The 24,516-nt window shown below is 71.8% G+C and carries 23 protein-coding genes; 6 read left to right on the top strand and 17 right to left on the bottom strand.

Annotation, left to right across the window (positions count from 1 at the left end):
* Window positions 1–24: 24 nt before the first annotated feature.
* On the bottom strand, window positions 25–1,227 hold the full coding sequence (locus tag ALMP_RS30955; protein ID WP_264934410.1) for a PLP-dependent aminotransferase family protein: 1,203 nt from the start codon (window positions 1,225–1,227) through the stop codon (window positions 25–27).
* A gap of 245 nt (window positions 1,228–1,472) precedes the next feature.
* Here ALMP_RS30955 and ALMP_RS30950 point away from each other — a divergent pair, with 245 nt between their 5' ends.
* Window positions 1,473–1,682: a hypothetical protein gene (locus ALMP_RS30950; protein WP_264934408.1), complete on the top strand. Its 210-nt coding sequence runs from the start codon at window positions 1,473–1,475 to the stop codon at window positions 1,680–1,682.
* Here ALMP_RS30950 and ALMP_RS30945 read toward each other — a convergent pair.
* Window positions 1,622–2,956: a helix-turn-helix transcriptional regulator gene (locus tag ALMP_RS30945; RefSeq protein WP_264934406.1), complete on the bottom strand. Its 1,335-nt coding sequence runs from the start codon at window positions 2,954–2,956 to the stop codon at window positions 1,622–1,624. The genes ALMP_RS30950 and ALMP_RS30945 overlap by 61 nt on opposite strands.
* A 232-nt stretch (window positions 2,957–3,188) precedes the next feature.
* Here ALMP_RS30945 and ALMP_RS30940 point away from each other — a divergent pair, with 232 nt between their 5' ends.
* Entirely contained in the window at window positions 3,189–3,917 is a 729-nt protein-coding gene (locus tag ALMP_RS30940; protein ID WP_264934404.1) for a DUF4232 domain-containing protein, read from the top strand.
* Here ALMP_RS30940 and hemB read toward each other — a convergent pair whose 3' ends face one another.
* The gene (gene hemB / locus ALMP_RS30935; protein ID WP_264934403.1) at window positions 3,918–4,910 is read right to left on the bottom strand and encodes a porphobilinogen synthase; all 993 of its coding nucleotides are present in this window, start codon (window positions 4,908–4,910) and stop codon (window positions 3,918–3,920) included. It lies immediately after the preceding gene.
* A gap of 200 nt (window positions 4,911–5,110) precedes the next feature.
* Here hemB and ALMP_RS30930 point away from each other — a divergent pair, with 200 nt between their 5' ends.
* Window positions 5,111–6,496 carry an FAD-binding oxidoreductase gene (locus ALMP_RS30930; protein WP_264934402.1) on the top strand — a complete coding sequence of 462 codons (1,386 nt, stop codon included), beginning with the start codon at window positions 5,111–5,113 and terminating at the stop codon, window positions 6,494–6,496.
* 63 nt (window positions 6,497–6,559) lie between these two features.
* On the opposite strand, the gene ALMP_RS30925 is transcribed toward ALMP_RS30930, so the two are convergent.
* The 5 genes from ALMP_RS30925 to ALMP_RS30905 all read right to left on the bottom strand — a co-directional run bounded on the left by ALMP_RS30925 (window position 6,560) and on the right by ALMP_RS30905 (window position 12,261).
* Window positions 6,560–8,257 carry a bifunctional uroporphyrinogen-III C-methyltransferase/uroporphyrinogen-III synthase gene (locus ALMP_RS30925; RefSeq protein WP_264934401.1) on the bottom strand — a complete coding sequence of 566 codons (1,698 nt, stop codon included), beginning with the start codon at window positions 8,255–8,257 and terminating at the stop codon, window positions 6,560–6,562.
* Entirely contained in the window at window positions 8,254–9,213 is a 960-nt protein-coding gene (gene hemC / locus ALMP_RS30920; protein WP_264934399.1) for a hydroxymethylbilane synthase, read from the bottom strand. Before hemC ends, ALMP_RS30925 begins: the two co-directional genes overlap by 4 nt.
* A complete protein-coding gene (locus ALMP_RS30915; protein WP_264934397.1) occupies window positions 9,210–10,913 on the bottom strand; it encodes a glutamyl-tRNA reductase in 1,704 nt (567 codons plus the stop codon). The genes hemC and ALMP_RS30915 overlap by 4 nt, the downstream gene beginning before the upstream one ends.
* A complete protein-coding gene (locus ALMP_RS30910) occupies window positions 10,910–11,674 on the bottom strand; it encodes a redox-sensing transcriptional repressor Rex (RefSeq protein ID WP_264934395.1) in 765 nt (254 codons plus the stop codon). Before ALMP_RS30910 ends, ALMP_RS30915 begins: the two co-directional genes overlap by 4 nt.
* Window positions 11,675–11,973: 299 nt before the next feature.
* On the bottom strand, window positions 11,974–12,261 hold the full coding sequence (locus ALMP_RS30905; protein WP_264934392.1) for a glutaredoxin family protein: 288 nt from the start codon (window positions 12,259–12,261) through the stop codon (window positions 11,974–11,976).
* A gap of 140 nt (window positions 12,262–12,401) precedes the next feature.
* On the opposite strand from ALMP_RS30905, the gene ALMP_RS30900 reads away from it, so the two are divergent.
* The 3 genes from ALMP_RS30900 to ALMP_RS30890 all read left to right on the top strand — a co-directional run bounded on the left by ALMP_RS30900 (window position 12,402) and on the right by ALMP_RS30890 (window position 16,084).
* Entirely contained in the window at window positions 12,402–13,334 is a 933-nt protein-coding gene (locus tag ALMP_RS30900; RefSeq protein WP_264934390.1) for an HAD family phosphatase, read from the top strand.
* Between the two features lie 477 nt (window positions 13,335–13,811).
* Window positions 13,812–14,588 (top strand): ECF subfamily RNA polymerase sigma factor, BldN family, encoded by a 777-nt coding sequence (locus tag ALMP_RS30895; RefSeq protein ID WP_264934388.1) that lies wholly within the window; start codon window positions 13,812–13,814, stop codon window positions 14,586–14,588.
* Window positions 14,589–14,830: 242 nt separating this feature from the next.
* Window positions 14,831–16,084 carry a DUF5667 domain-containing protein gene (locus tag ALMP_RS30890; protein WP_264934386.1) on the top strand — a complete coding sequence of 418 codons (1,254 nt, stop codon included), beginning with the start codon at window positions 14,831–14,833 and terminating at the stop codon, window positions 16,082–16,084.
* A 66-nt stretch (window positions 16,085–16,150) separates the two neighbouring features.
* Here the strand turns inward: ALMP_RS30890 and ALMP_RS30885 are convergent, their stop codons facing one another.
* The 9 genes from ALMP_RS30885 to ALMP_RS30845 form a co-directional block, all read right to left on the bottom strand.
* Window positions 16,151–17,227 (bottom strand): lysophospholipid acyltransferase family protein, encoded by a 1,077-nt coding sequence (locus ALMP_RS30885; protein WP_264934384.1) that lies wholly within the window; start codon window positions 17,225–17,227, stop codon window positions 16,151–16,153.
* Between the two features lie 14 nt (window positions 17,228–17,241).
* The gene (locus ALMP_RS30880; protein WP_264934383.1) at window positions 17,242–18,303 is read right to left on the bottom strand and encodes an NAD-dependent epimerase/dehydratase family protein; all 1,062 of its coding nucleotides are present in this window, start codon (window positions 18,301–18,303) and stop codon (window positions 17,242–17,244) included.
* 284 nt (window positions 18,304–18,587) lie between these two features.
* Window positions 18,588–18,686, bottom strand: a complete 99-nt coding sequence (locus ALMP_RS30875) for a 30S ribosomal protein bS22 (protein ID WP_003948845.1) — start codon at window positions 18,684–18,686, stop codon at window positions 18,588–18,590.
* Between the two features lie 166 nt (window positions 18,687–18,852).
* On the bottom strand, window positions 18,853–19,062 hold the full coding sequence (locus tag ALMP_RS30870; protein ID WP_093781815.1) for a helix-turn-helix domain-containing protein: 210 nt from the start codon (window positions 19,060–19,062) through the stop codon (window positions 18,853–18,855).
* A 134-nt stretch (window positions 19,063–19,196) separates the two neighbouring features.
* On the bottom strand, window positions 19,197–20,015 hold the full coding sequence (locus ALMP_RS30865; RefSeq protein WP_264934205.1) for a phosphatase: 819 nt from the start codon (window positions 20,013–20,015) through the stop codon (window positions 19,197–19,199).
* A 129-nt stretch (window positions 20,016–20,144) separates the two neighbouring features.
* Window positions 20,145–21,317: an acetoin utilization protein AcuC gene (locus ALMP_RS30860; RefSeq protein ID WP_264934203.1), complete on the bottom strand. Its 1,173-nt coding sequence runs from the start codon at window positions 21,315–21,317 to the stop codon at window positions 20,145–20,147.
* Complete coding sequence (locus ALMP_RS30855) at window positions 21,268–22,491, bottom strand: MFS transporter (RefSeq protein ID WP_264934202.1); 1,224 nt, start codon at window positions 22,489–22,491, stop codon at window positions 21,268–21,270. The genes ALMP_RS30860 and ALMP_RS30855 overlap by 50 nt, the downstream gene beginning before the upstream one ends.
* Before the next feature lie 78 nt (window positions 22,492–22,569).
* Window positions 22,570–23,214, bottom strand: a complete 645-nt coding sequence (locus tag ALMP_RS30850; RefSeq protein WP_264934200.1) for an HAD family phosphatase — start codon at window positions 23,212–23,214, stop codon at window positions 22,570–22,572.
* A 90-nt stretch (window positions 23,215–23,304) separates the two neighbouring features.
* Entirely contained in the window at window positions 23,305–24,294 is a 990-nt protein-coding gene (locus tag ALMP_RS30845) for a polysaccharide lyase family 1 protein (RefSeq protein WP_264934198.1), read from the bottom strand.
* Between the last annotated feature and the right edge of the window lie 222 nt (window positions 24,295–24,516).

The raw sequence follows: 24,516 nt of genomic DNA, 5'->3' as shown, positions 1-24,516 counted from the left end.
CTCATGGGACCGACGACCGGGGCCCTACGCCCCGAGCCCCCGCCCCAGCCTCCGCAGCCCCTCCCCGATCTCCTGTGGCGTCTGCGTCACGAAGCACAGGCGCAGGGTCGACGGATCGGGCTCACCGACGTGGAAGGGGGCTCCCGGGACGTACGCCACGTCGTGCCCGACGACCGTCCGCAGCAGGGCGGTGGTGTCGTGTCCGTCCGGCAGACGCGCCCAGAGGAACATGCCGCCCTCGGGCCGGTTCCAGGAGGAGCCCTCGGGCAGGGCCCCGGGGAGCCCGGCGAGCATGGCGTCCCGCCGTTCGCGGTAGACGGCGGCGATCCGTGTGACATGCGCGTCGAGGTCGGACACGGCCAGGTACCGCGCCGCGGCGAGCTGGTTGACGGTCGGGGTGTGCAGGTCGGCCGCCTGCTTGGCGACCACGCAGGCCCGCCGCAGTCCCGCCGGGGCCCGCAGCCAGCCCAGCCGCAGTCCGGGCGCCATGACCTTGGAGAAGGAGCCGAGCAGCACGGTCCGGTCCCGGGCCTCGGGGTGCGCGGCGATCCACGGGACGCGTTCACCGTCGTAGCGGAGTTCGCCGTAGGGGTCGTCCTCGACGATCCACAGGCCGTGGCGGGCGGCGACGCGGGCGAGGGCGGCGCGGCGCTCGGCGGGCATGGTGCGGCCGGTGGGGTTCTGGAAGGTGGGAACGGTGTAGAGCAGCTTGGGCCGTTCACGCACGACCAGCTCGGCCAGCGCGTCGGGGTCGGGCCCGTCCGCGTCCCCGGGCACGGCGAGGATCCGCGCGCCCGCGAGGCCGAAGACCTGAAGGGCCGCCAGATAGCAGGGCTCCTCCACGAGGACGGTGTCCCCGGGGTCGAGCAGCGCCGTGGCGAGCAGCGACAGCGCCTGCTGCGAACCGGTGGTGACGAGGAGGTCGTCGGCGTCCGTCGGCAGCCCGCGCGCCGATGTGCGCGCCGCCAGCCGCTCACGCAGTGCCGGCTCGCCCTCGGTGGTGGCGTACTGGAGGGCCCGGCCGGGCGTCTCCTCCAGCACGTGCCGGAAGGCGGCGGCCACGCCCTCCCGGTCGAACAGCTCGGGCGCGGGCAGCCCGCCCGCGAAGTTGATCACCTCGGGGCGGGCCGTGACCGCGAGGATGTCCCGCACGGGAGAGCCGCCTGTGGCCGAGGTGCGCGCGGCGAGCGGCGGGACGGACGCGGCGGCTGCGGGGGCTGCGGTCATGACACTGCTCCTTCGTCGAGGGACACCCGCAGCCTAGGGAAATAGGTGCCGCCTACACGCTGATTTCCGCGATACGGACGGCCGGACCGGAGCCGTCCGACTCCCGCCGGGCGTCCACGGACCGTCCCGTGGCCCGTCCCACCCACCCGCCGTTCCCGCAGGTCGCGGAGGGTGGGACCGGAACGGCGTCCCGACTTCCCCGGTGACTGTGGCCGTGCGGCGGGCGTACACCCCAGGCTGATGCCATGCCCACACGCCGCCCTCGCACCCGCCTCCTCGCCGCCGCCCTCACCTGCTTCGCCGCCCTCGCCCTCAACGCCTGCCACGACGGCGAGGGCCTGCGCGACGAGGGCCCCTCAGGTTCCTACCGGTCGGCCCCCGGTCAGCCGGTCCTTCACGGCGCCGACGAGGCCCCCGCCCGCCGCCACGCCGAGCCGCCGAGCGGGAACTCGTAGTCGGGACGCCCGTTGTTGCCGCTGACGCGGAACGGCCTGCCGTCGTCGTCGACGGTCAGCTTGCCGTGCCGCGAGCCGCTGGACCAGGACAGCTCCAGCTCCCAGCTCACGTCGTACGCGGAGGCGTCGGCGCTGATGTAGTAGATCTCCGGGTCGGACTCGCTCACCGAGAACGGAAAGTCCCCGTGCCCCGCCTCCGGCAGCAGCGCCGGCCGCGCCGCGTCGAGGGCGACGGTGAAGAAGCGCTTCGGCAGGCCGGCCCCGCAGCCGACGCCCGGGTACGCCATGGCGAAGTCGTTCCAGGGGAGCGGCGTGCGCTTCGCGACCGTGCGGACCGCCAGATCGTCCACGACGACCGTCTCGTCCCCAGTGCCCTGGACGGTCACCTCCACCAACTGCTTCCCCGACGACACCGCCCCGTGCCGGGCCACCCACGCGGGCGCGCCCCGCTCGACGGGCGGCGGCGACACCTGCCCCGGCTCCCGGTCCACCAGGTACCGCTGGTCACAAGGGCTCTCCCAGGCGTACGGCCGGACGGAGACGGTGAGCGGAGCGGCGGCGTTCTGGTGCGCGGGCGCGGGATCCGCCGGCGGCCGGCCCTCGGCGGCGGGTGACGGCGAGGAGGCGGACGGCGACGCGGAGGACCCCGACGGGGACGGCGAAGAGGAGACGGACGCGGACGGCGAGGCCTTCTGCGACACCCCCGGCTTGCCCCGCACCGACGAGGTCCCCACCGTACGGCTGCCGTCGTCGCCCGAGCCGCCGGAGGGGCTCAGGGAGAGGGCGAGGGCGACGGCGCCGAGGGCGGTCGCCCCGGCGATCCCCGCCAGCAGCAGCGGACGCCGCCGCCTGCGCGGCGGGCCGACATCGAGGACCTCCTGAGCGACGGCTCCTTCGTCTCGGCCCCCTCCCTCGGCTCCTCCGGCATCTTCGGCCTGTTCGACCTCAGCGGCCTGTTCGACCGCTGCGGCCTCCTCCACGACGGCCGGCCCCACCGCGGCTTCCTCCACGGCGGCCGTCTCCGCTGCCTTGCGCCCCCGGCCCGCGTCCGCCAGCACCCACCGCCGGTGCAGTTCCACCAGCTCCCCCGGGGTGGCTTTGCACAGCCGGGCCAGCCGTTCCACGGGCGCGTAGTCCGTGGGGACGGCGTCCCCGTTGCAGTAGCGATGCAGGGTCGACGTACTCATGTGGAGCCGCTTCGCGAGCGCCCCGTAGCTCAGCCCGGACCGCTCCTTCAGTTCCCGCAGCATCAGCGCGAACTCGGTCGCAGACACCGTTCGACACCCCCCTGTCCAGTCCCCGTGTTCCATCCCGGCGTTCCAGGGATGGTCTTTCTCCCCTGTTCAGAGCGTTGTGGGCGTTCCAGCGTTCCTGATCGTCCATGAGTCGTGGCGGACGGGACGGTTCTCCCCACAAGCTGTGGCCATCCAAGCACGCCGCTCCCGCAGATCGGTCGAGCAGCGTGCGTCGACCACCTGTTTTCAGAAACCGGAAGAGGACTTCGTCATGCGTATCCGCCGCACCAGCCGTCTGCTCGTCCCCGCGCTCGCCGGCCTCGCCGCCCTCTCGCTCACGGCGTGCCAGAACGGGACGGGCACGAGGGACGAGGGCGCCTCGGCCCCCGTCGCGGCCGTATCGCCGGCCCCGCCCGCCGAGCAGTCCGCGAGCGGCACGGGCACCGCGACCGGCACCGGCAAGGGGGCGGCCACCGGCACGGACACCGCCACGGGCAAGGGCACCGGCAAGGGCGCCGGCAAGGGCGCCGACACCGCCAAGGGCGGCGCCCGGAACGCCTCCGACAAGCTGGACAGCGTCCTGTGCAACGGCTCCAACACCAAGGTCACCGCCCAGCCGGTCCCGCGCCCCCTGAACCACATGCTGATCACGGTCACCAACACCGGCAGCAAGGCCTGCGACCTGACCTACTTCCCCGTCCTGCGCTTCGACCAGATGCAGTGGGTGCCGCAGGGTGTGAAGGAGACCCAGCCGCAGACGGTGACGACCCTCGCGCCCGGCGAGTCCGGCTACGCCGGCGTTCTGCTGTCGGCCGCCGACGGCAGCGGCAAGGGCGGCGCGACCGCGAAGAAGCTGACCGTGGGCTTCCAGGGCCGCACGCCCAACAGCAACGGCGGCGCCGCCGCGACCCCGTCCCTGCCGGCCGGGGGCGTCTACTACGACACCTCGCTCCAGGTGACGTACTGGCAGCCGACCATGGACGAAGCCCTCTCCTGGTGACTAGCGGATCTTGCGGGCCGCCTCGGTCGCCCAGTAGGTGAGGATGTTCTGGGCCCCGGCCCGCTTGATCCCCGTCAGCGACTCGATGATCGCCCGGTCCCGGTCGATCCAGCCCTTCTCGGCGGCGGCCTCGACCATCGAGTACTCGCCGGAGATCTGGTAGGCGGCGACCGGGACGTCCACGGCGTCCGCGACGCGCGCCAGGATGTCGAGGTAGGGGCCGGCCGGCTTCACCATCACCATGTCGGCCCCCTCCTCCAGGTCGAGGGCCAGCTCCCGCAGCGACTCCCGCGCATTGGCCGGGTCCTGCTGGTAGGTCGCGCGGTCCCCCTTCAGCGAGGAGCCCACGGCCTCCCGGAAGGGCCCGAAGAAGGCGGACGCGTACTTGACGGTGTAGGCGAGGATCGCCACGTCCTCCCGCCCGATCTGGTCCAGGGCGTCGCGGATCACCCCGATCTGACCGTCCATCATCCCGCTGGGCCCCACCACATGGGCGCCCGCGTCGGCCTGGACCTGCGCCATCTCGGCGTACCGCTCCAGGGTCGCGTCGTTGTCGACACGGCCCTCGGCGTCCAGGACCCCGCAGTGCCCGTGGTCGGTGAACTCGTCCAGGCACAGGTCGGACATGACGAGCAGATCGTCGCCGACCTCGGCCCGCACGTCCCGCAGGGCGACCTGGAGGATCCCGTCGGGGTCGGTCCCCACCGTCCCGGCGGCGTCCTTCTTCGACTCCTCCGGCACACCGAAGAGCATGATCCCGGAGACACCGGCCTCCACCGCCTCCAGCGCGGCCTTCTTCAGGCTGTCCCGGGTGTGCTGCACGACCCCGGGCATCGCCTGGATCGGCACCGGCTCGCTCACACCCTCCCGCACGAACGCGGGCAGGATGAAGTCGGCCGGATGCAGCCGGGTCTCGGCGACCATGCGCCGCATCACGGGGGTGGTCCGCAGCCGCCGAGGACGCGTACCGGGAAAGGATCCGTACTTCGTCATGCGCCTACGCTACGCCCGCCCCACCGCCCCCTTTGCCGACGCCCCGTCGGCGCCGCGCGGGGCCCGCCCCGCATGCAGGCGGCGCGCTGCGGGGCCATGCTGAAAGGAGCCCCGAAGGACCCCGACGGCCGCCCCGGCCCTGGCCGGTCCGGTCGGGCCGCCGCCGTCCCTCCGTCGTCGAACGCGCCACGGAGGACGCGATGACCGACACGCACCCCACCCCCGCGCTCTTCGCCCTCTCGGACGTCCGCGGCCCCGTGCTGCGCCCCGGCGACGACGGATACGCCGAAGAGGTCACCGGCTTCAACCTGGCCGCCCTGCACACCCCCGACGTGGTCGTCGGCGCGACCGGCCCCGACGACGTCGTCGCCGCGCTGCGCTGGGCGAACGCCACCGGCACCCCGGTCGCCGTCCAGGCCACCGGCCACGGCGCCAACTTCCCCATCGACCACGGCCTGCTGATCAGCACCGCCCGGATGACCGACGTACTGGTCGACCCCGGGGAGCGCACCGCGACGGTGGCGGCGGGCGCGAAGTGGAGCCACGTCATGGCCGCGGGCGCCCCCCACGGCCTGTTCGGCCTCAGCGGCACCTCCACGGACGCGGGCGTGATCGGCTACACCCTCGGCGGCGGACTGCCGGTCCTCGGCCGCGCCTACGGCTACACCGCGGACCTCGTCCGCTCCTTCCAGGTCGTCACCCCGGACGGCATCCTCCGCGAGACCGACGCCGACCACGAGCCGGAGCTCTTCTGGGCGCTGCGCGGCGGCAAGGGCAACGTGGGCGTGGTGACGTCCCTGGTCTGCGACCTGCTGCCGCTGCCCCGTCTGCTGGGCGGAGGCATCTACTGCGCCGGCGAGGACACCGAGCCCCTGCTGCGCGCCTGGGTCGAGTGGATCCGCACGGTGCCGGACGAGATGTGCAGCGCCTTCACCATCCTGCGGCTGCCGCCCATCCCGCAGATCCCCGAGCCCCTGCGCGGCGGCTTCTGGGCCCGTGTGGCCCTGGCCTGGCCGGGCGACCCGGCCGAGGGCGAGGCCCTGATCGCCCCGCTGCGCACGGCCGCCCCGGTCGCGTTGGACACCGTCGAGACGATGGACCACGCGGAGCTGGACCGCATCCACCTGGAACCCCGGGACCCGCTGCCGGCGCGGGAGTCCTGCGTCCTGCTGCGCGGTCTCCCCCCGGACGCCGTCCTCGCGCTGCTGTCCGTGGCCGGCCCGGCGGCAGGCCGCGACTTCCCCCTGCTCATGGTGGAGGTCCGCCACATGGGCGCCGCCCTGTCCCGTCCGCCCGCCGTGGCGGACGCCGTCTGCGCCAGGGACGCGGAGCACCTCGTGGACGCGGTGGGCGTCATTCCCGCCCCGCCCGCCGCCGAAGCGGTCGAACGCGCGACAGCGGCCCTGGCGGCCACAATGGCCCCCTACGGCACCGGCCACACCATGGTCAACATCCACGGCACCCCCGGCAACGAACAGGACCGGGCCCGCGCCTGGACCCCCGAGGTCTACGAACGCCTCCGCCACGACAAGGCCACCTACGACCCGTCGAACCTCCTCCGCTTCGGCCACACGGTTCCGGCCTAGCGGGTGTGCGTCCCGGGTGTGCGTGCCGCTCGGGGCGGCACGCACACGCCGACGGTCATGCCCTCAGGTGGCCCGACGCCGCCGAGCCCCCGGCCTGCGCTCACTCGGCCGCGTCACCGGATCCCCCGCCTCCAGCGCGGCGGCCCGTCGGCGCAGCCCGAAGTCGGCCAGCGCCTCGGCCAGCTTGTGCACGGACGGCTCCGGGGCCATCACGTCCACCCGCAGCCCGTGTTCCTCCGCGGTCTTGGCGGTGGCGGGACCGATACAGGCGATCACCGTCACGTTGTGCGGCTTCCCGGCGATGCCCACCAGGTTCCGCACGGTGGACGACGACGTGAAGAGCACCGCGTCGAACCCGCCGCCCTTGATCGCCTCCCGGGTCTCCGCCGGCGGCGGCGACGCCCGCACGGTCCGGTAGGCCGTGACGTCGTCCACCTCCCAGCCCAGCTCGATCAGCCCGGCGACGAGCGTCTCCGTGGCGATGTCGGCCCGGGGCAGGAACACCCGGTCGATCGGGTCGAAGACCGGGTCGTACGGCGGCCAGTCCTCCAGCAGCCCGGCGGCCGACTGCTCCCCGCTCGGTACCAGGTCCGGCTTCACACCGAAGGCGATCAGCGCCTTGGCGGTCTGCTCGCCCACCGCGGCGACCTTGATACCGGCGAAGGCACGAGCGTCGAGCCCGTACTCCTCGAACTTCTCCCGCACGGCCTTGACCGCGTTCACCGAGGTGAAGGCGATCCACTCGTACCGGCCCGTGACGAGCCCCTTCACGGCCCGCTCCATCTGCTGGGGCGTCCGCGGCGGCTCGACGGCGATCGTCGGCACCTCGTGCGGCACGGCGCCGTAGGACCGCAGTTGGTCGGAGAGCGACGCCGCCTGCTCCTTGGTACGCGGCACGAGCACCTTCCAGCCGAACAGCGGCTTGGACTCGAACCACGCCAGCTGGTCGCGCTGGGCGGGGGCGGAACGCTCACCGACCACGGCTATCACCGGCCGGCCGCCTTCCGGCGAGGGCAGCACCTTCGCCTGCTTCAGCGTCTGCGCGATCGTGCCGAGGGTCGCCGTCCACGTCCGCTGGCGGGTCGTCGTACCGGCGACCGTCACCGTCATCGGCGTATCGGGCTTGCGCCCGGCGGACACCAGCTCACCGGCGGCGGCCGCGACGGAGTCGAGGGTCGTGGAGACGACGACCGTCCCGTCCGACGCCCCGACCTCGGTCCAGCACCGGTCCGAAGCCGTCCGCGCGTCCACGAACCGGACGTCCGCGCCCTGCGCGTCCCGCAGCGGCACACCGGCGTAGGCGGGCACGCCCACGGCGGCCGCGACCCCGGGGACGACCTCGAACGGCACACCGGCCGCCGCGCACGCGAGCATTTCCGCCGCCGCGTACGTATCCAGTCCCGGGTCCCCGGACACCGCACGGACGACCCGCCTGCCGCCCCGCGCGGCCTCCATGACAAGATGTGCGGCATCCCGCACCGCGGGGATCCCAGCGGTTGTTGACGCGCCGTCAACGACCGTCGGGTGAGGCGTGACCGTGGCCGGAAGCGGGTCCGACGAGGGATCCGCGTTCACCACGGCGACGCCCGGCCTGGCGTGCGTCCGCACGACGTCGAGCACCTCGTGCTCGGCGACGAGGACGTCCGCGTTGGCCAGCGCCTCCACGGCGCGCAGAGTCAGCAGTCCCGGATCCCCGGGTCCGGCACCCAGGAAGGTGACGTGCCCGTGTTCGAGGCCGGCAGGAAGGGCGGTGGGGCTCAATGTGCTCGCTCCCCCATCAGACCGGCCGCGCCCTGGGCAAGCATCTCGGCGGCGAGTTCGCGACCGAGCGCCATTGCCCGGTCGTGCGTCTCGGGCACGGGACCGGTGGTGGACAACTGCACCGTGCGGGTGCCGTCGGTGGTGCCGACGACGCCGCGCAGGCGCATTTCCTTGACAATCTGCCCGTCGGCCAGGAGGTCGGCCAGCGCGCCCACAGGGGCGCTGCAACCGGCCTCCAGGGCGGCGAGCAGTGACCGCTCGGCGGTCACGGCGGCCCGTGTGAACGGGTCGTCGAGCGCGCCGAGCGCCGCGATCAGGTCCGCGTCGCCCGCGGCACACTCGATCGCCAGGGCCCCTTGGCCAGGGGCGGGCAGGACCGTGTCGACCGACAGGAAGTCGGTCACCTCGTCGCTGCGGCCGATCCGGTTCAGTCCGGCGGCGGCCAGCACCACGGCATCCAGCTCGCCGTCGTGCACGTACCGGATCCGCGTGTCGACGTTCCCGCGGATCGGTACCGTCTCGATGTCCAGCCCGTGGGCCCGCGCGTACGCGTTCAGCTGCGCCATGCGGCGCGGCGAACCCGTACCGATGCGCGCCCCGCGCGGCAGGTCGGTGAACTTCAGCGCGTCCCGGGCGACGATCACGTCCCGCGGGTCCTCGCGCTCCGGTACGGCGGCCAGGACCAGCTCCTCCGGCTGCGTGGTCGGCAGGTCCTTCAGCGAGTGAACCGCGAAGTCGACCTCCCCCCTGAGCAGCGCGTCCCGCAGCGCGGTGACGAAGACGCCCGTGCCGCCGATCTGCGCGAGGTGCTCGCGGGACACATCGCCGTAGGTGGTGATCTCGACGAGTTCGACGGGCCGCCCGGTCACCCGGCTCACGGCCTGCGCCACCTGCCCCGACTGGGCCATGGCGAGCTTGCTGCGCCTGGTCCCCAGCCTCAGTGCCTTGGTACTCATGCCGGCCCTCGGTTCTCTGGGTTCTTCTCGGTGCTGTCCTCGGCGCGGGAGACGGACGCCACCGTCTCGGGGTCGAGGTCGAACAGGGTCCGCAGCGCGTCCGCGTATCCGGCGCCGCCGGGCTCGGCCGCGAGCTGCTTGACCCGCACGGTCGGCGCGTGCAGCAGCTTGTCGACGACCCGTCGCACGGTCTGCGTGATCTCGGCGCGGTGCCTGTCGTCCAGGCCGGGCAGCCGCCCGTCCAGCCGGGCGATCTCACTCGCGACGACGTCGGCGGCCATGGCGCGCAGCGCGACCACGGTCGGCGTGATGTGCGCGGCCCGCTGCGCCGCGCCGAACGCGGCGACCTCGTCGGAGACGATCCGCCGCACCTGGTCCACATCGGCCGCCATCGGCGCGTCCGCGGAGGCCTCGGCGAGCGACTCGATGTCCACCAGCCGGACCCCGGCGAGCCGGTGCGCCGCCGCGTCCACGTCCCGGGGCATCGCCAGGTCCAGCAGGAACAGCACCGGCTCCGGCCGTACGGGCACGGTGACCGGCTCGGGCCTACGCCGCTCGGGGATGCGGCCGACGGTGGCGACGGTCGCGGCGAGCGCGGTGATCAGCTCCGCCTCGGCCTCCGGGCTGCGCCGGGCGGCCGTACGGCGGTCCACCGTCGCGTTGTCGACCCACGCGGCGTGCTGCTCCAGCGTCGCCGCGTCCATGCCGGCCACGGCGGCCTCGCCCATCACGGAGAAGCCGGGCTGCTGCACCGCCGACAGGTCCAGCGGGCAGCCCTCGTCGGTGCCGACGGAGGTCGGCGGCAGCGGCGTGACGACGTCCGCGGGCGGCTCCTCGTCGAAGGCGACGGGCGCTCCGGTACGGCCCTCGACGGCCGTCGCGACCGCCTCCGCCGTCAGCACCAGGCCGGTCGCGCCCGTGCAGGAGACGGCGACGTCAGCACGTGTCAGCTCCTGGGGCACCGACTCCATCGGGACCGCCCGGGCCATGACGTCCGTGTCGTCGGCCTCGGTGAGGATCCGCGCCAGCCGCTCGGCGCGGTGGAAGGTGCGGTTGGCGACGACGACCTCGGCGACCCCGGCGCGCGCCAGCGTCGCGGCGGCCAGCGAGGACATCGACCCGGCGCCGATGACCAGCGCCTTCTTGCCGCGCACCCAGCTCTGCACGTCGGTACCGCGCGCCAGCTGCTCCAGGCCGAAGGTGACCAGCGACTGCCCGGCGCGGTCTATCCCGGTCTCGGAGTGGGCGCGCTTGCCGACCCGCAGGGACTGCTGGAACAGGTCGTTCATCAGCCGTCCGGCGGTGTGCAGCTCCTGCGCCCGGGCCAGCGAGTCCTTGATCTGCCCGAGGATCTGGCCCTCGCCGACGACCATCGAGTCCAGCCCGCAGGCCACCGAGAACAGATGGTGGACGGCCCGGTCCTCGTAGTGGACGTACAGGTAGGGGGTGAGTTCCTCCAGGCCGACCCCGCTGTGCTGGGCGAGCAGCGTGGACAGCTCGGCGACACCGGCGTGGAACTTGTCCACGTCGGCGTACAGCTCGATGCGGTTGCAGGTGGCGAGGACGGCGGCCTCGGCGGCCGGTTCGGCGGCGACCGTGTCCTGGAGCAGCTTCGACTGGGCGTCCGCGGAGAGCGAGGCCCGCTCCAGGACGCTCACCGGGGCGCTGCGGTGGCTCAGCCCGACGACGAGGAGGCTCATGCCGGCATCACGGCGGGAACGTCCCCGTCGGGCCCCTGGTCGGTGGTGTCCTCACGGCTCGCGGCCACGGCCGGCACGGCCGCCTCGGACGCGGACTCCTCCCCGGCCTTGCGCTGCTCGTGGAAGGCGAGGATCTGCAACTCGATGGAGAGGTCGACCTTGCGCACGTCGACGCCCTCGGGGACGGACAGCACGGTCGGCGCGAAGTTCAGGATGGAGGTGACGCCGGCGGCGACGAGCCGGTCGCAGACCTGCTGGGCGGCGCCGGCCGGGGTGGCGATGACACCGATCGACACGCCGTTGTCCTGGATGATCTTCTCCAGGTCGTCGGTGTGCTGGACCGGGATCCCGGCGACGGGCTTGCCGGCCATCGCGGGGTCGGCGTCGATCAGCGCGGCGACCCGGAACCCACGGGAGGCGAACCCGCCGTAGTTGGCCAGGGCGGCGCCGAGGTTACCGATACCGACGATCACAACCGGCCAGTCCTGGGTGAGCCCCAGCTCACGGGAGATCTGGTAGACGAGATACTCGACGTCGTAACCGACACCCCGCGTGCCGTAGGAGCCCAGGTAGGAGAAGTCCTTGCGCAGCTTCGCGGAGTTGACCCCCGCGGCGGCCGCGAGCTCCTCGGAGGAGACCGTGGGCACCGAGCGCTCCGACAGTGCGGTCAGCGCGCGGAGGTACAGCGGAAGCCGGGCGACGGTGGCCTCGGGAATCCCTCGGCTGCGGGTCGCCGGTCGGTGAGTTCGGCCAGTTGCCACGGTGCTCCTGCGGGTAGAGCGGGGCTGCAGGCGGTCATACGTCCCCAGACCGCCCCGTCGAATGCAGGCTATGTCTTTGTGAACGCGTGCACAAAGATGGTGTCCGTTTTGCCCGGCCAACGTGACCGGGGTCACGCGCCCCCCGCGCATTCGCGGGGAACCGGCGCACTCGCGCCCGCGCTCCTTGGTTGTCGGGGGCAAAACCGCACACTCTCCTCACGAATCCCGCCCCCGAGACCTGTTCGCCGTCGATCCTAAGCGACTTTTCGGAACACTTGGACTGTCCGGTCAGTTCCCTGTCACGTCGCCGACAGTTCCCTGCGCAGCCGTTCCTCGTTCACGCGCCAGAAGGTGTGCTGTTCGCCGTCGACGAGTACGACCGGGATCTGCTCCCAGTACTGGTCGTGCAACCGGGGGTCCTCGGTGATGTCCCGCTTCTCCCACGGCACGCCGAGATCACCGCACACCTTCTCGATCACGGCCTGCGCGTCGTCGCACAGATGACACCCGGGCTTGCCGATCAACGTCACGAGCCGGTCCTGCGGGGCTGGGCCCTTCCGGCGGAAGAGGGGACTCATGTCAGCCATTCTCGCGCGCCGCGAGCGCCCCTCCCAGATGTCTTCCCCGGCTTCCTCGACGTCCTCTTTAACGACACGGCCGCAGAGAGTTCACACCGTTCAAACCTCACCACCGGGGAACCACCGAACAGACTGGCTATGCTCACGCCATGGCCGCTCTCGGATGGCTCACTCCCCGTAGGCGCTCCGCCACGGCGCGGAGCGTGTTGGCAGGCGAGGCCTCGGCGGAGGCAGCGCGCAAGCAGTCGCAGGAGACCGAGGTCTCCGAGGTCGTCAAGCCCTCGGAGGAACCGGTGTTCCCGGTCCTCGGCGACGACAAGGCCGCCGCCTTCTTCGACCTCGACAACACGGTGATGCAGGGCGCCGCCCTCTTCCATTTCGGCCGTGGCCTGTACAAACGCAAGTTCTTCGAGACCCGGGACCTGGTCAGGTTCGCCTGGCAGCAGGCCTGGTTCCGCCTCGCGGGCGTCGAGGACCCCGAGCACATGCAGGACGCCCGCGACTCGGCGCTGTCCATCGTCAAGGGCCACCGCGTCGCCGAGCTCCAGTCCATCGGCGAGGAGATCTACGACGAGTACATGGCCGAACGCATCTGGCCCGGCACCCGCGGCCTCGCCCAGGCCCATCTGGACGCCGGCCAGAAAGTGTGGTTGGTCACAGCGGCCCCCGTGGAGATCGCCCAGGTGATCGCCCGCCGCCTGGGCCTGACCGGCGCCCTCGGCACGGTCGCGGAGTCGGTCGACGGCGTCTACACGGGCAAGCTGGTCGGCGAGCCGCTGCACGGCCCCGCGAAGGCGGAGGCGGTACGCGCCCTGGCCGCGGCGGAGGGCCTGGACCTGAGCCGCTGCGCGGCCTACAGCGACTCGCACAACGACATCCCGATGCTCTCCCTCGTCGGCCACCCCTACGCCATCAACCCGGACGCCAAGCTGCGCAAGCACGCCCGCGACCTCGACTGGCGCCTGCGCGACTACCGCACGGGCCGCAAGGCCGCCAAGGTCGGCATCCCCGCCGCGGCGGGCGTCGGCGCGGTGGCCGGCGGCACGGCGGCAGCCATCGCCCTCCACCGCCGACGCCGCTGACCCTCCGCCGCTGACCCTCCCCCAGGCCCCGCCGCCCCCTCCCGTCAGCCGCGGCCGGTCACACCCTTCTTCAGCGCGCCCACCGGACGACGCCGCGCCATGCCCACGCCCGCCGGACGACGCCGCGCCATGTCCACGCCCGCCGGACGACGCCGCGCCATGCCCTACCAACTGACCAATCCAATCGTCGTACCCCCGCAATCCCCACTCCACTCCCCCTTGTCCGCGCACCGCCACAACACGCCCTGGACCGACACGAAACTCGAACTCTTCCGATCAACAAACGGTCACCCTCCGCAACTTGATCGAGCGTCAATCGGCCACAGAAGCGACGCAATCGATGATTTGAGCAACTGGGCGTAGCAGCGCCTGCACGAAGCGTTATTCTCCTCAGACGCAAACCGGTACCTCTCCGTCGCTACGACGGGTGAACGGTCCCGCACTGCACGTGATGGAAGCTCTGCCTCTGGGAGTCTCGTGTACCCACACGTCGGGGTTGACGCCTCGGGCCTGGCTACGCTGCGCGCAACGGTCGCTACGGCCCGCGACCTGTTGCGCGGCTTCGTCCCCACCGCGTACGCCGTCCCCGCCTTCGCCGGCGCGCCGGCGGGCCCGTGCTACGCACTGGCCGACGGCACCGCCGCGGTCGGCAGACGAGGACGCGGTGCCGGCGCCGCCACCGCCCGCCGGCCGGCCGCCGACAGCGACAGCGCCCGCATGATGGACCTCGTCGAACGGGCCCAGGCCGGCGAGGCCGACGCCTTCGGCCGGCTGTACGACCAGTACAGCGACACGGTCTACCGCTACATCTACTACCGCGTCGGCGGCAAGGCGACCGCCGAGGACCTCACCAGTGAGACGTTCCTGCGCGCCCTGCGCCGCATCGGAACCTTCACCTGGCAGGGCCGCGACTTCGGCGCCTGGCTGGTCACCATCGCCCGCAACCTCGTCGCCGACCACTTCAAGTCCAGCCGTTTCCGCCTGGAGGTCACCACCGGCGAGATGCTCGACGCCAACGAGGTCGAGCGCTCCCCCGAGGACTCCGTCCTGGAGTCGCTCTCCAACGCCGCCCTCCTGGACGCCGTACGACGTCTCAACCCCCAGCAGCAGGAGTGCGTCACCCTCCGCTTCCTCCAGGGCCTGTCCGTCGCCGAGACCGCGCGCGTGATGGGCAAGAACGAGGGCGCCATCAAGACCCTCCAGTACCGCGCCGTCCGCACCCTCGCCCGTCTCCTCCCGGACGACGCGCGCTGACCCCGCCCGCCCCGCCTACCCTCGGCAACACCAACTCACGTTCAGTGAAAGATTGTTGACCTCCCCAGCCGATCGTCCGCAGTCCGTAACCCAAGTGCCGCGCCAGTCGTTGTGCGGGATACAGGCTCCCTGCGGTCACACCTCGACCGACCCCGATCACTCGATCGTGTGGACCGGTCGAGGGCGTGCAACCCTCAGGACCCCCGGGGAGTCGACCGTCATGACGAGAGGAGGTGCCGCCAGTGATCGCGAACGTATCGGCGCACCGGCGGGCGAACGCCTTCGCCCAGGCCCTGGAGGAACAGTCCGACCGGGGCACGGCGGCCGAGCAGTCCGAAGGATCGGCACCGGCCCCGGCCGCTGCGGACCAGACCGAGCAGGGCCGCCTCCTGGCCCTCGCGACGAGTCTCGCCGAGCTGCCCAAGCCGGAGCTCGACCCGGAGGTCAAGGTCGTCCAGCGCGCCCAGTTGGTCGCCGCGATGGAGGCCATGCTGCAGGCGGGCACCGCGGGCGAGGCGACGGACGCATCCGTACCCGAACAACGCTCGGGCCGCGCGCGGGGCGCCCACCGGGCCACCCCGCTGGGCAAGCTCAGACCACGCACACGGCTCGCCAAGGGCCTGACCGCGGGCGGCCTCAGCGTCGGCGTCGCCGCGGGCGCCTTCGGCGGAGTCGCAGCCGCGAGCTCCGACGCCCTGCCCGGCGACTCGCTGTACGGCCTCAAGCGCGGCATCGAGGACTTCAAGCTCACCTACCTCGCCGAGGGCGACGGCGAGCGCGGCAAGGGCTACCTCGACCAGGCCTCCACCCGGCTCAGCGAGGCCCGTCGGCTCATGGAGCGCGGCCGCGGCGGCGCCCACCTCGACCACGAGTCCCTCGGCGAGATCCGCCGCGCCCTGTCCGGCGTGCGCCACGACGCCTCCGAGGGCCACCGGCTGCTGCACGCGGCGTACGAACGCGACCCGGACTCCCTGGGCCCCATCCAGGCCCTGTCCGCCTTCTCGCGCTCGCACCGCGACGCCTGGGGCGCGCTGCGCGCCAAGCTGCCCGTCCAGCTCGGCGACGTCAGTCGCGAGGTCTCGTCGGTCTTCGACGCCATAGACCAAGAAGTGGCCCCGCTCCAGTCGCTGCTGCCAAAGGCCCCGGCCCAGGGCGGCGGCGGTGACGGCAGCGGCGGACCGGGCTCCGGCCCGGCGTCCACCGGCACCGCCGACACCGGCCACGCCGACACACCCGGCACCGGCGGTGGCGGCTCCGCGGAGGCCCAGCGCACCGAGGACAGCAGCGGCGACCCCAGCAGGTCGTCCTCCACCGGCACCGGCGACGACGGCCTGCTCGGCGGCAACACCGGCGGCCTGCTCGACCCGCCCCAGGACGCCGACAGCGCCTCCCCGTCCACGAGCAAGAGCCCGACCCGCGAGCCGGACGTCACGCTCCCGCCCCTCCTCCCGGGCCTGCTGCCCGGCCTGGGCATCGACAGCGAGGACACGCCCTAGCCGCCCCGCTCGTACGGCGATGGGGGCGCCCTTCCCACGAGGGGCGCCCCCATCGCCGTACCGCCGCTAGAAGAACACCGACCGTCGCTGCACCAGCAGCTTGTACAGCGTGTGCTGGATCTGTTCGCGCACCTGGTCCGTCAGGTTGAACATCAGCATCGGGTCCTCCGCCGCCTCCGGCGGATAGCCGTCCGTCGGGATCGGCTCCCCGAACTGGATCGTCCACTTCGTCGGAAGCGGAATCGCCCCGAGCGGCCCGAGCCAGGGGAAGGTCGGCGTCAGAGGGAAGTACGGGAAGCCGAGGAGCCGGGCGAGCGTCTTGGCGTTGCCGATCATCGGGTAGATCTCCTCCGCCCCGACGATCGAGCAGGGGATGATCGGAGCGCCCTGCCGCAGGGCCGTGGAGACGAAGCCGCCCCGCCCGAACCGCTGGAGCTTGTAGCGCTCCCCGAAGGGCTTCCCGATGCCCTTGAAGCCCTCCGGCATCACCCCGACCAGCTCACCCTGCCCCAGCAGCCGTCCGGCGTCCTCGGCGCAGGCCAGGGTGTGGCCGAGCTTGCGGGCGAGTTCGTTGACGACGGGCAGGACGAAGACCAGATCGGCGGCGAGCAGCCGCAGGTGACGGCCCGCCGGGTGCTGGTCGTGGACGGCGACCTGCATCATCAGCCCGTCCAGCGGCAGCGTCCCGGAGTGGTTGGCGACGATCAGCGCGCCGCCCTCGGCCGGGATGTTCTCGATGCCCTTCACCTCGACCCGGAAGTACTTCTCGTACACCGGCCGCAGCAGCGACATCAGGACCTGGTCGGTGAGTTCCTCGTCGTAGCCGAAGTCGTCGACCTCGTAGTCGCCCGTGAGCCGGCGGCGCAGGAAGGCCAGCCCGCCCGCGACACGCCGCTCCAGACCACTGCGGCCCTCGCTCTCGCGCGGCTGCTGCTCACCCGTACCGGTCACGGGATCATCATCCTGCGGAACGGCCCTGGTGGGCAGGGCCTGGACCTCACCGGCCTCACCGATCTCACGGACCGGCGCCGGCTCGCCGTTGCCGCCGCGCCTGCTCCCCGCGCTCCGGCGCCGCGACGGCCGCTGTACGGCGCCCCCACGGGACCGGTCGTCGTCGAACGGAATGACCTTGGCGTCCGCCATCGTTGCTGCGCTCCTCAGTTGGCGCTCTGCGTCGGGGGGTGGCCGCCGCCCGCGAGGGGCAGCGCGGCGATCCGGTCGACGGCCCCGGCAAGGGCCTCGGGGGGCAGGAGACCCGGCCCCTGGCTGCGTGCGAAGTCCGCGAAGGTCTCCGCGGTGGTGTACCGCGGCGTGAATCCCAGCGTCTCGCGCATCTGGTCCGTCGCCACGACCCGGCCGTGGGTGAGCAGCCGGATCTGCTCGGGCGAGAAGTCCGTCATGCCCAGCGTACGCACGAGCGAGCCGGCCCAGGTGACGGCGGGCAGCAGCAGCGGCACGGTGGGCCGCCCGAGCCGCCGCGAGCACTGCGACAGCAGCAGCACTCCGTCGCCGGCGATGTTGAAGGTGCCGCTGTTGAGCGTGCCGCGCCGCGGCTCGTGCGCGCCGATGCGCAGCACCTCGATCACATCGTCCTCGTGCACGAACTGAAGTCGCGGGTCGTAGCCGAACACGGTCGGCAGCACCGGCAGCGAGAAGTACGAGGCGAGCGGGGTCTCCGCGGTCGGCCCGAGGATGTTGGCGAACCGCAGCACGCACACCGCGACGTCGGGCCGCCGCCGGGCGAACCCGCGCACGTACCCCTCGACCTCCACGGTGTCCTTGGCGAAGCCGCCGCTGGGCAGCGACTTGGCGGGTGTGGTCTCGGTGAACACGGCCGGGTCACGGGGCGCGGACCCGTAGACGTTCGTACTGGACTTCACCAGGAGCCGCTTCACGCTCGGCGACTTCTGGCAGGCGCCGAGGAGCTGCATCGTCCCGATGACGTTGGTCTCCTTGACCGTAGCCCGGCTGCCGCTGCCCAGCGCGGTGGCCGTCACGTCCAGGTGGACGACGGTGTCGGCGCCGGTCTCGGCGAGCACCCGCGCGATGGTGGGCTGCCGGATGTCGGCCTGGATGAAGTCGGCACCGCCCAGATGGTGCTCGGGCCGCACGGCGTCCACGGCGATCACCCGATCGACCTCGGGGTCCCGCTGGATCCGTCGTACGAACCGGCCCCCGAGCTGACGGGCCACTCCGGTCACGAGCACGACCTTGCCCAAGATCAGCGCCTTCCTTCCGCACTAGGTCCGGCTCTCGGTCTCGCACTGGTCACCCTGCCGCGTTCCCCGTCTGCGGGCCAACTTAGCGGGTCGACCGTGCGCTGTGACGACCGCCCGACGCACGACATGACGCGTCGCGCGGTCCTACGACCGGTCCGCCCGCCGCGGCTGTCCCGTCATACGACCGGAGTTCAGCCCGCCGCACGCGCCCCGGACATACGTGTGGCCCCCCACCGGTGTCCGGTGGGGGGCCACACGACGCTCTCGCGGCTCGCGTCGCGAACTTACTTCTTGTTGCGACGCTGAACGCGCGTGCGCTTCAGCAGCTTGCGGTGCTTCTTCTTGGCCATCCGCTTGCGCCGCTTCTTGATAACAGAGCCCACGACTACCCTCGCTCACTTCTCATCACTCGGTGCTGGGCGCCATGGGCCCATACGACCTACGAGGGGCTAGCCTACCCGCCCGAGCGCTGAGGGACGTAATCGAGGGGGCGGAAGGGGCCCGGACGTGCCCTGTACTGCTGTTGCCGGGCCCCGGCCGCCCTTGTCGTCAGGCGGTTTCCACCCCCACGTAGCTCTCGCGGAGGTATTCGTGAACCGCTTGCTCCGGGACGCGGAAGGACCGCCCCACCCGGATCGCGGGCAGATGACCGCTGTGCACCAAGCGGTACACGGTCATCTTCGACACTCGCATCACCGAGGCGACTTCCGCCACGGTAAGGAACTGAACCTCGTTCAGAGGCCTCTCGCCAGCAGCCATGACACACCTGAACCTTCCGCACTCGACTCGACGGCCACCGGCTTCCCCTTCCGGTGACTCTTCGTCGCTGCGTGCTCACTCCCCAATGTAGGGGCGGGTGATGCGAGTGGGGAAGAGGTGCACCCATCGGCGGCCTACTGTGACAGACACGCCCGATTGAGTACGTAGCGGGTCAGTGGCAGGTAGTGATCGGACCGCACGCCATCATCAAGTGGAACGACGACGGAGAGAAGCCCCTCTGCCTCCCCCACGAAGGGTGCGGGATCGTCGGTGTCCGCCAGGCCGATGGCCTCGAACCCCAGCTGACCTGCTCCGCAGACCCACCCGTGGTCCCCGATCACCAGCTCGGGCAACGGCCCGCCGGCCTCCTCCGCCGCCGCCAGCGCCAGTCGAACCGGGAGGGGCGAATGCGAGTGCGCACCGGTCGCACAACCGGGGCGCCCGACCTCGGAATCCCGCACCAACCCGACACCTCGGACGTAGTCCAGGGTGTGCGTGCGTAGACCGAACCGGGTCGTTATGTCGACACAGCGACCCTGCGCCGGGGTGAGGACAGCACATCCCGCCGCCGACAACGCGTCTGCCAGGGCGCCGTAGAACCCGATCAGCCGGTGCGGATGCCCGGTCCCCAGCAGCACGGGCGCGCCACGCCGGGCGACCGCCGCCAGCCGTCCGGCGAAGGCGTCCAGGGCGGCGAGGGTCCGCTCCGGATCGATCACATCATGCCCGGAAACACACCCAGGATCGGCCGAAACCCCACACTTGCGCGCCATCAGTGCGATCACGTCACGTAAGCCCCAGGCCCCTTCGGGATCGATTCCGAGCAGAACCCGAGGATCCCGAGCAGCGAACAGCCGATAGCTCCGCAGACTCTCCTCCCGGCAGGTCCCCACCACCCCCGACAGCCCCACCGCCACCAGATGACCCCGCAGGGCCCCACGCCCACTCCACACCCCAGCGATGCTGACGGACGGGGGCGGGGAGCGCCAGGAGAACGGGGGAAGGGGGCACGGTCGGCGTAAGCGGGGGCACCTCACGGCGGAGGATCGCGAAGATCGGCCCGTCCGCTGCCGCCCGGTTTACTACGCCAACAGCCCCCGCAGCGGGAACACCGCCCGCCGCGTGGCCAGCACAGCCTGATCCACCCGGTCGGCGGGGTCGTACCCCTCCTCCCAGCCCCGCCACCCCACAGGCCACCGCCCGTCCGTCATCCGCCCCGGACCCAGCTGCCGGGTACGGGCGAACACCTCCCGCCGCCACGACTCCGGAATCACCGTCTCCGGCGCCACCGGCGCCCCGGCCGCCACCCCCACCAGGTGCGCCCACGACCGCGGCACGACGTCGACCACCGCGTATCCACCCCCGCCCAGCGCGACCCACTTCCCCCCGGCGTGCTCGTGCGCCAACTCGTGGCAGGCCACCTGCACCGCCCGCTGCGCGTCCAGCGACACCGCGAGATGGGCCAGCGGGTCCTCGAAGTGTGTGTCGGCCCCGTGCTGGGTCACCAGCACATCCGGCCGGAAATCGGCGATCAGCTCCGGCACCACGGAGTGGAACGCCCGCAGCCACCCCGCGTCCCCCGTCCCGGCCGGCAGGGCGACGTTCACGGCCGACCCCTGCGCGGTGTCCGCCCCCGTCTCCTCCGGCCACCCGGTCTGCGGGAACAGCGTCCGGGGATGCTCGTGCAGCGAGATCGTCAGCACCCGCGGGTCCTCCCAGAACGCCGCCTGCACCCCGTCCCCGTGATGCACGTCGACATCCACGTACGCGACCCGCTCGGCGCCCAGCTCCAGCAACCGGGCGATCGCGAGCGACGCGTCGTTGTAGACGCAGAAACCCGCCGCGCCCCCGGGCATCGCGTGGTGCAGCCCGCCCGAGAAGTTCACCGCGTGCAGCGCCTCCCCGCGCCACACCGCCTCCGCCGCCCCGACCGACAGCCCGGCGATCAGCGAGGACACCTCGTGCATCCCGGCGAAGGCCGGATCGTCCATCGTCCCGAGCCCGTACGACGTGTCCGCCGCGCCCGGATCGGCGGACGCCGCCTTCACGGCCTCGATGTAGTCCTCCCGGTGCACGAGCCGCAGCGTCGACTCCCCGGCCGGCTTGGCGGACACGACGTCCACCTCCCGGTCCAGTCCCAGGGCGGACACCAGCTTCCGGGTCAGCTCCAGCCGGACCGGATCCATCGGATGGTCCGGCCCGAAGTCATAGCCCGTTACTGCCTCGTCCCACATCAGCTGTGCGCGGCCGCTCATGCCCGACACCGTATCGGTCCGGTTGACGATCGAACGACCGGGCATACACCAACGTCACCAGCACCAACACCATCGGCACCACCATCGCCCCGCGGTAGCTCCAGGCGTCCCCCAACGTCCCCACCAACGGCGAACCGATCAAAAAGCCCACATAATTGAATACATTCAACCGGGCGACCGCCGCGTCCGACGCCCCCGGGAACAGCCGCCCCGCCGCGGCGAACGTCTGCGGCACCACGACACACAGCCCCAGCCCGACCAGCGTGAACCCGGCCATCCCCACCCAGGCCCCCGGAGCGACGGCCACCACCGCGAACCCCAGCCCCGCCAGCAACGCCCCCACCCGCACCACCGTCACGGCGCCGAGCCGCCGCACCCCGAAGTCCCCGAGGGCCCGCCCGAGCAGCGTGGTCACCATGTAGACGTTGTACGGGACGGTGGCCAGCTGCTCACTGCTGCCCAGCACGTCCTGGAGATACTTCGCGCTCCAGTTGGAGACGGTCGAGTCCCCGATGTAGGCGAACGTCATCACCAGACACAACGGCAACAGCACCTTGAAGACGACGGCCCCCTCCCTCGGCACCGTCTCCCCCACGGCCTCCGCCTTCGCCCCGCCGTCCCCGTCCACGAACCACCGGCTCCCGACCAGCGCCGCCGGCAGCAGCACCAGCACCACCGGCAGATACGACACCCACAGCGCGAGCTCCCAGTGCGCCCCCGCCCACGCCAGCGAGGCCCCCAGGATCCCGCCCAGGCTGTACGCGGCATGGAAACCGAGCATGATGCTGCGGCCGTACGCCCGCTGAAGACTCACCCCGAGCATGTTCATCGAGGCGTCCAGCGCCCCCACGGCGAGCCCGAACACCGCCAACGCGATCCCCAGCTCGACCATCCGCTCCCCGACCCCCACACCGAGCAGCGCCAGGAGCACGACCGGCTGGGACCAGCGCAGCACTCCGCTGGGCGGTATCCGCTTCACCAGCTGCTCGGTGGCCACACTCCCGACGCCGGCCAGGACGGGCACCGCGGCGAGGAAGGCGGGCAGCAGCGCGTCAGACACCCCGTACCGGTCCTGGATGGCCGGGATCCGGGTCACGAGCAGGGCGAAGGCCACGCCCTGCACGAAGAAGCTGAACGCCAACGAGGCCCTGCCGCGCCGAAGCACTTCTGTCATGGCGGCGAGCGTAGGGCCCCGGCGTACGCCTGGATAGATCGAGCCAAAGATGAATTTCCCTCATCTTTGGCTCCGCTCTCACAGCAGCAGGTCAACCAACTCGCCCATGCCGACGAAGAGTTCGTCCGCACCCGTGAGCTTCGCGGCCGGCGTCATCGCGGTGAACCCGTATACGTCCATCCCCGCGGCGACGGCCGCCTGCACTCCCAGCGGACTGTCCTCGACGACGACACACCGCTCCGGCGCCACGCCCATCCGCTCCGCGGCGTACAGAAAGAGATCGGGAGCCGGCTTGCCCCTCCCCACATCCTGCGAGCTGAAGACCCGCGCCTCCTCGAACCACCGGTCCAGCCCGGTCGTCCGGTGCCCCACCCGAATCCGCTCATGGCTCCCGGAGGAGGCAACACAGTACGGCACCCCGTCCGCGGCCAGCTTCTCCAGCACCCCGACCACACCCGGCACCGGCTCCAGCTCCCGCTCGAAGGCCGCGAACACCCGCCCGTGGAAGACGTCGTCGAACTCAGCCGGCAGCCGCCGCCCCGTCCGCTCCTCGATGAGCTCATGGATCCGATGCATCGCCGACCCCATGTAGTCCCGGATGGACTCCTCATACGACGTCGGATGCCCGAGCTCGGTCAGATAGGCGGCCAGCAGCCGGTTGGATATGGGCTCACTGTCCACGAGGACACCATCGTTGTCGAAGATCACGAGGTCATAGCGCATGATCAGACCCTAGACCGCGGATCACGGGCCCGGCCGGGGAATGCCGACCGGGCCATGACGACCGCCGAGGACCGCGCCGGCCGTGCGGCTCTACGCGCCGATCTTTCCGACACCCGCCCCGGCCCGCACCAGCGAGGGCACGTTGGCCGCCGGGTCCAGCGTGTACGAGTAGAAGGTCCGCGGCTCGGACACACTGCCGTTGGTCTCGCAGGCCCCCGAGTTGACGAACTGGTTGTTGCGCTGCACCAGGCGGCCCGGCCCCGAGTCCGCGTACCCACTGGCCGAGTAGCAGGGGTGGGCGACGTTCTCGAAGTAGTTCCCCTCGACCAGCACGCCGGCGTTCATCGTCGACGCGATCCCGTACAACTCGTTGTTCCGGTAGTAGTTGTTGTACACATGCACCGGCTCACCGAACCGCACACGGGGGTTCCGCTGCTTCGACCCGTCGAAGAAGTTGTGGTGGATGCTCACCTTCAACTTGCCGGCGTCCTGGCTGCCGTTGCCGTCCGAATGGCCGATCAGCATGTTCTTGTCGGTCTTGTTGAACCAGTTCCAGGACACGGTGACGTACTCGGCCGCCCGGTTGATGTCGAGCGCGCCGTCGACGGGGGCGACGAACTCGTTGTGGTCGATCCAGATGTGATGCGACTGCTGCCCGATGTTGACGGCGTCGTCCTCGGCGTTGGTGAACTTGATATTGCGCACGATGACGTTGTACGAGCGGTAGAAATCGAGCCCGCCACCATTGATCACGGCCGACGAACCGACCCCGACGATGGTCTTGTTCGGGCGCACGCCCTGCTTGCTGGTGATGTCGATCGTGCCCTGGACCTTGATGGTCATCGGCCCGACCGTGTCGATGTACTGCAGAAACTGCTCTGAGGTGGTGGCGGTGACGGTCGGGCCCCCGACGCCGCCCGTGGTCCCGTTCTGCCCGAGCGCGTTGACGGCGGCGAAGCCGGTCGGAGCCGTCTCGGCCGACACCGCCGCCGAACCCGCCCCTTCCGCGGACGCGACCCCACCGCTCCCCAGCGCACCGAGCAGAAGGGCCAGAGCCAGCGTGAACGAGGACGATCTCATGAGTACCTCCCCGGTTAGAAAGCGCTTTCCAAACGGTGTCGAAGGTAGGGGTGTGGTGTGCCCATGTCAACGATGGGTTACGGCCAAATCGCCGGCCGCCCGAGCGTCCCCGGGCATGCGGAAAGCCCCGTACCGGTGAACCCGGTACGGGGCTTTCTTCAAAGTTTGTTCGGCGGCGTCCTACTCTCCCACAGGGTCCCCCCTGCAGTACCATCGGCGCTG

Source organism: Streptomyces sp. A012304 (assembly GCF_026008495.1).
Lineage (GTDB): Bacteria > Actinomycetota > Actinomycetes > Streptomycetales > Streptomycetaceae > Streptomyces.
The sequence above is the reverse complement of the archived record's forward strand: the minus strand, read 5'-3'. Positions and strand labels throughout refer to the sequence as shown.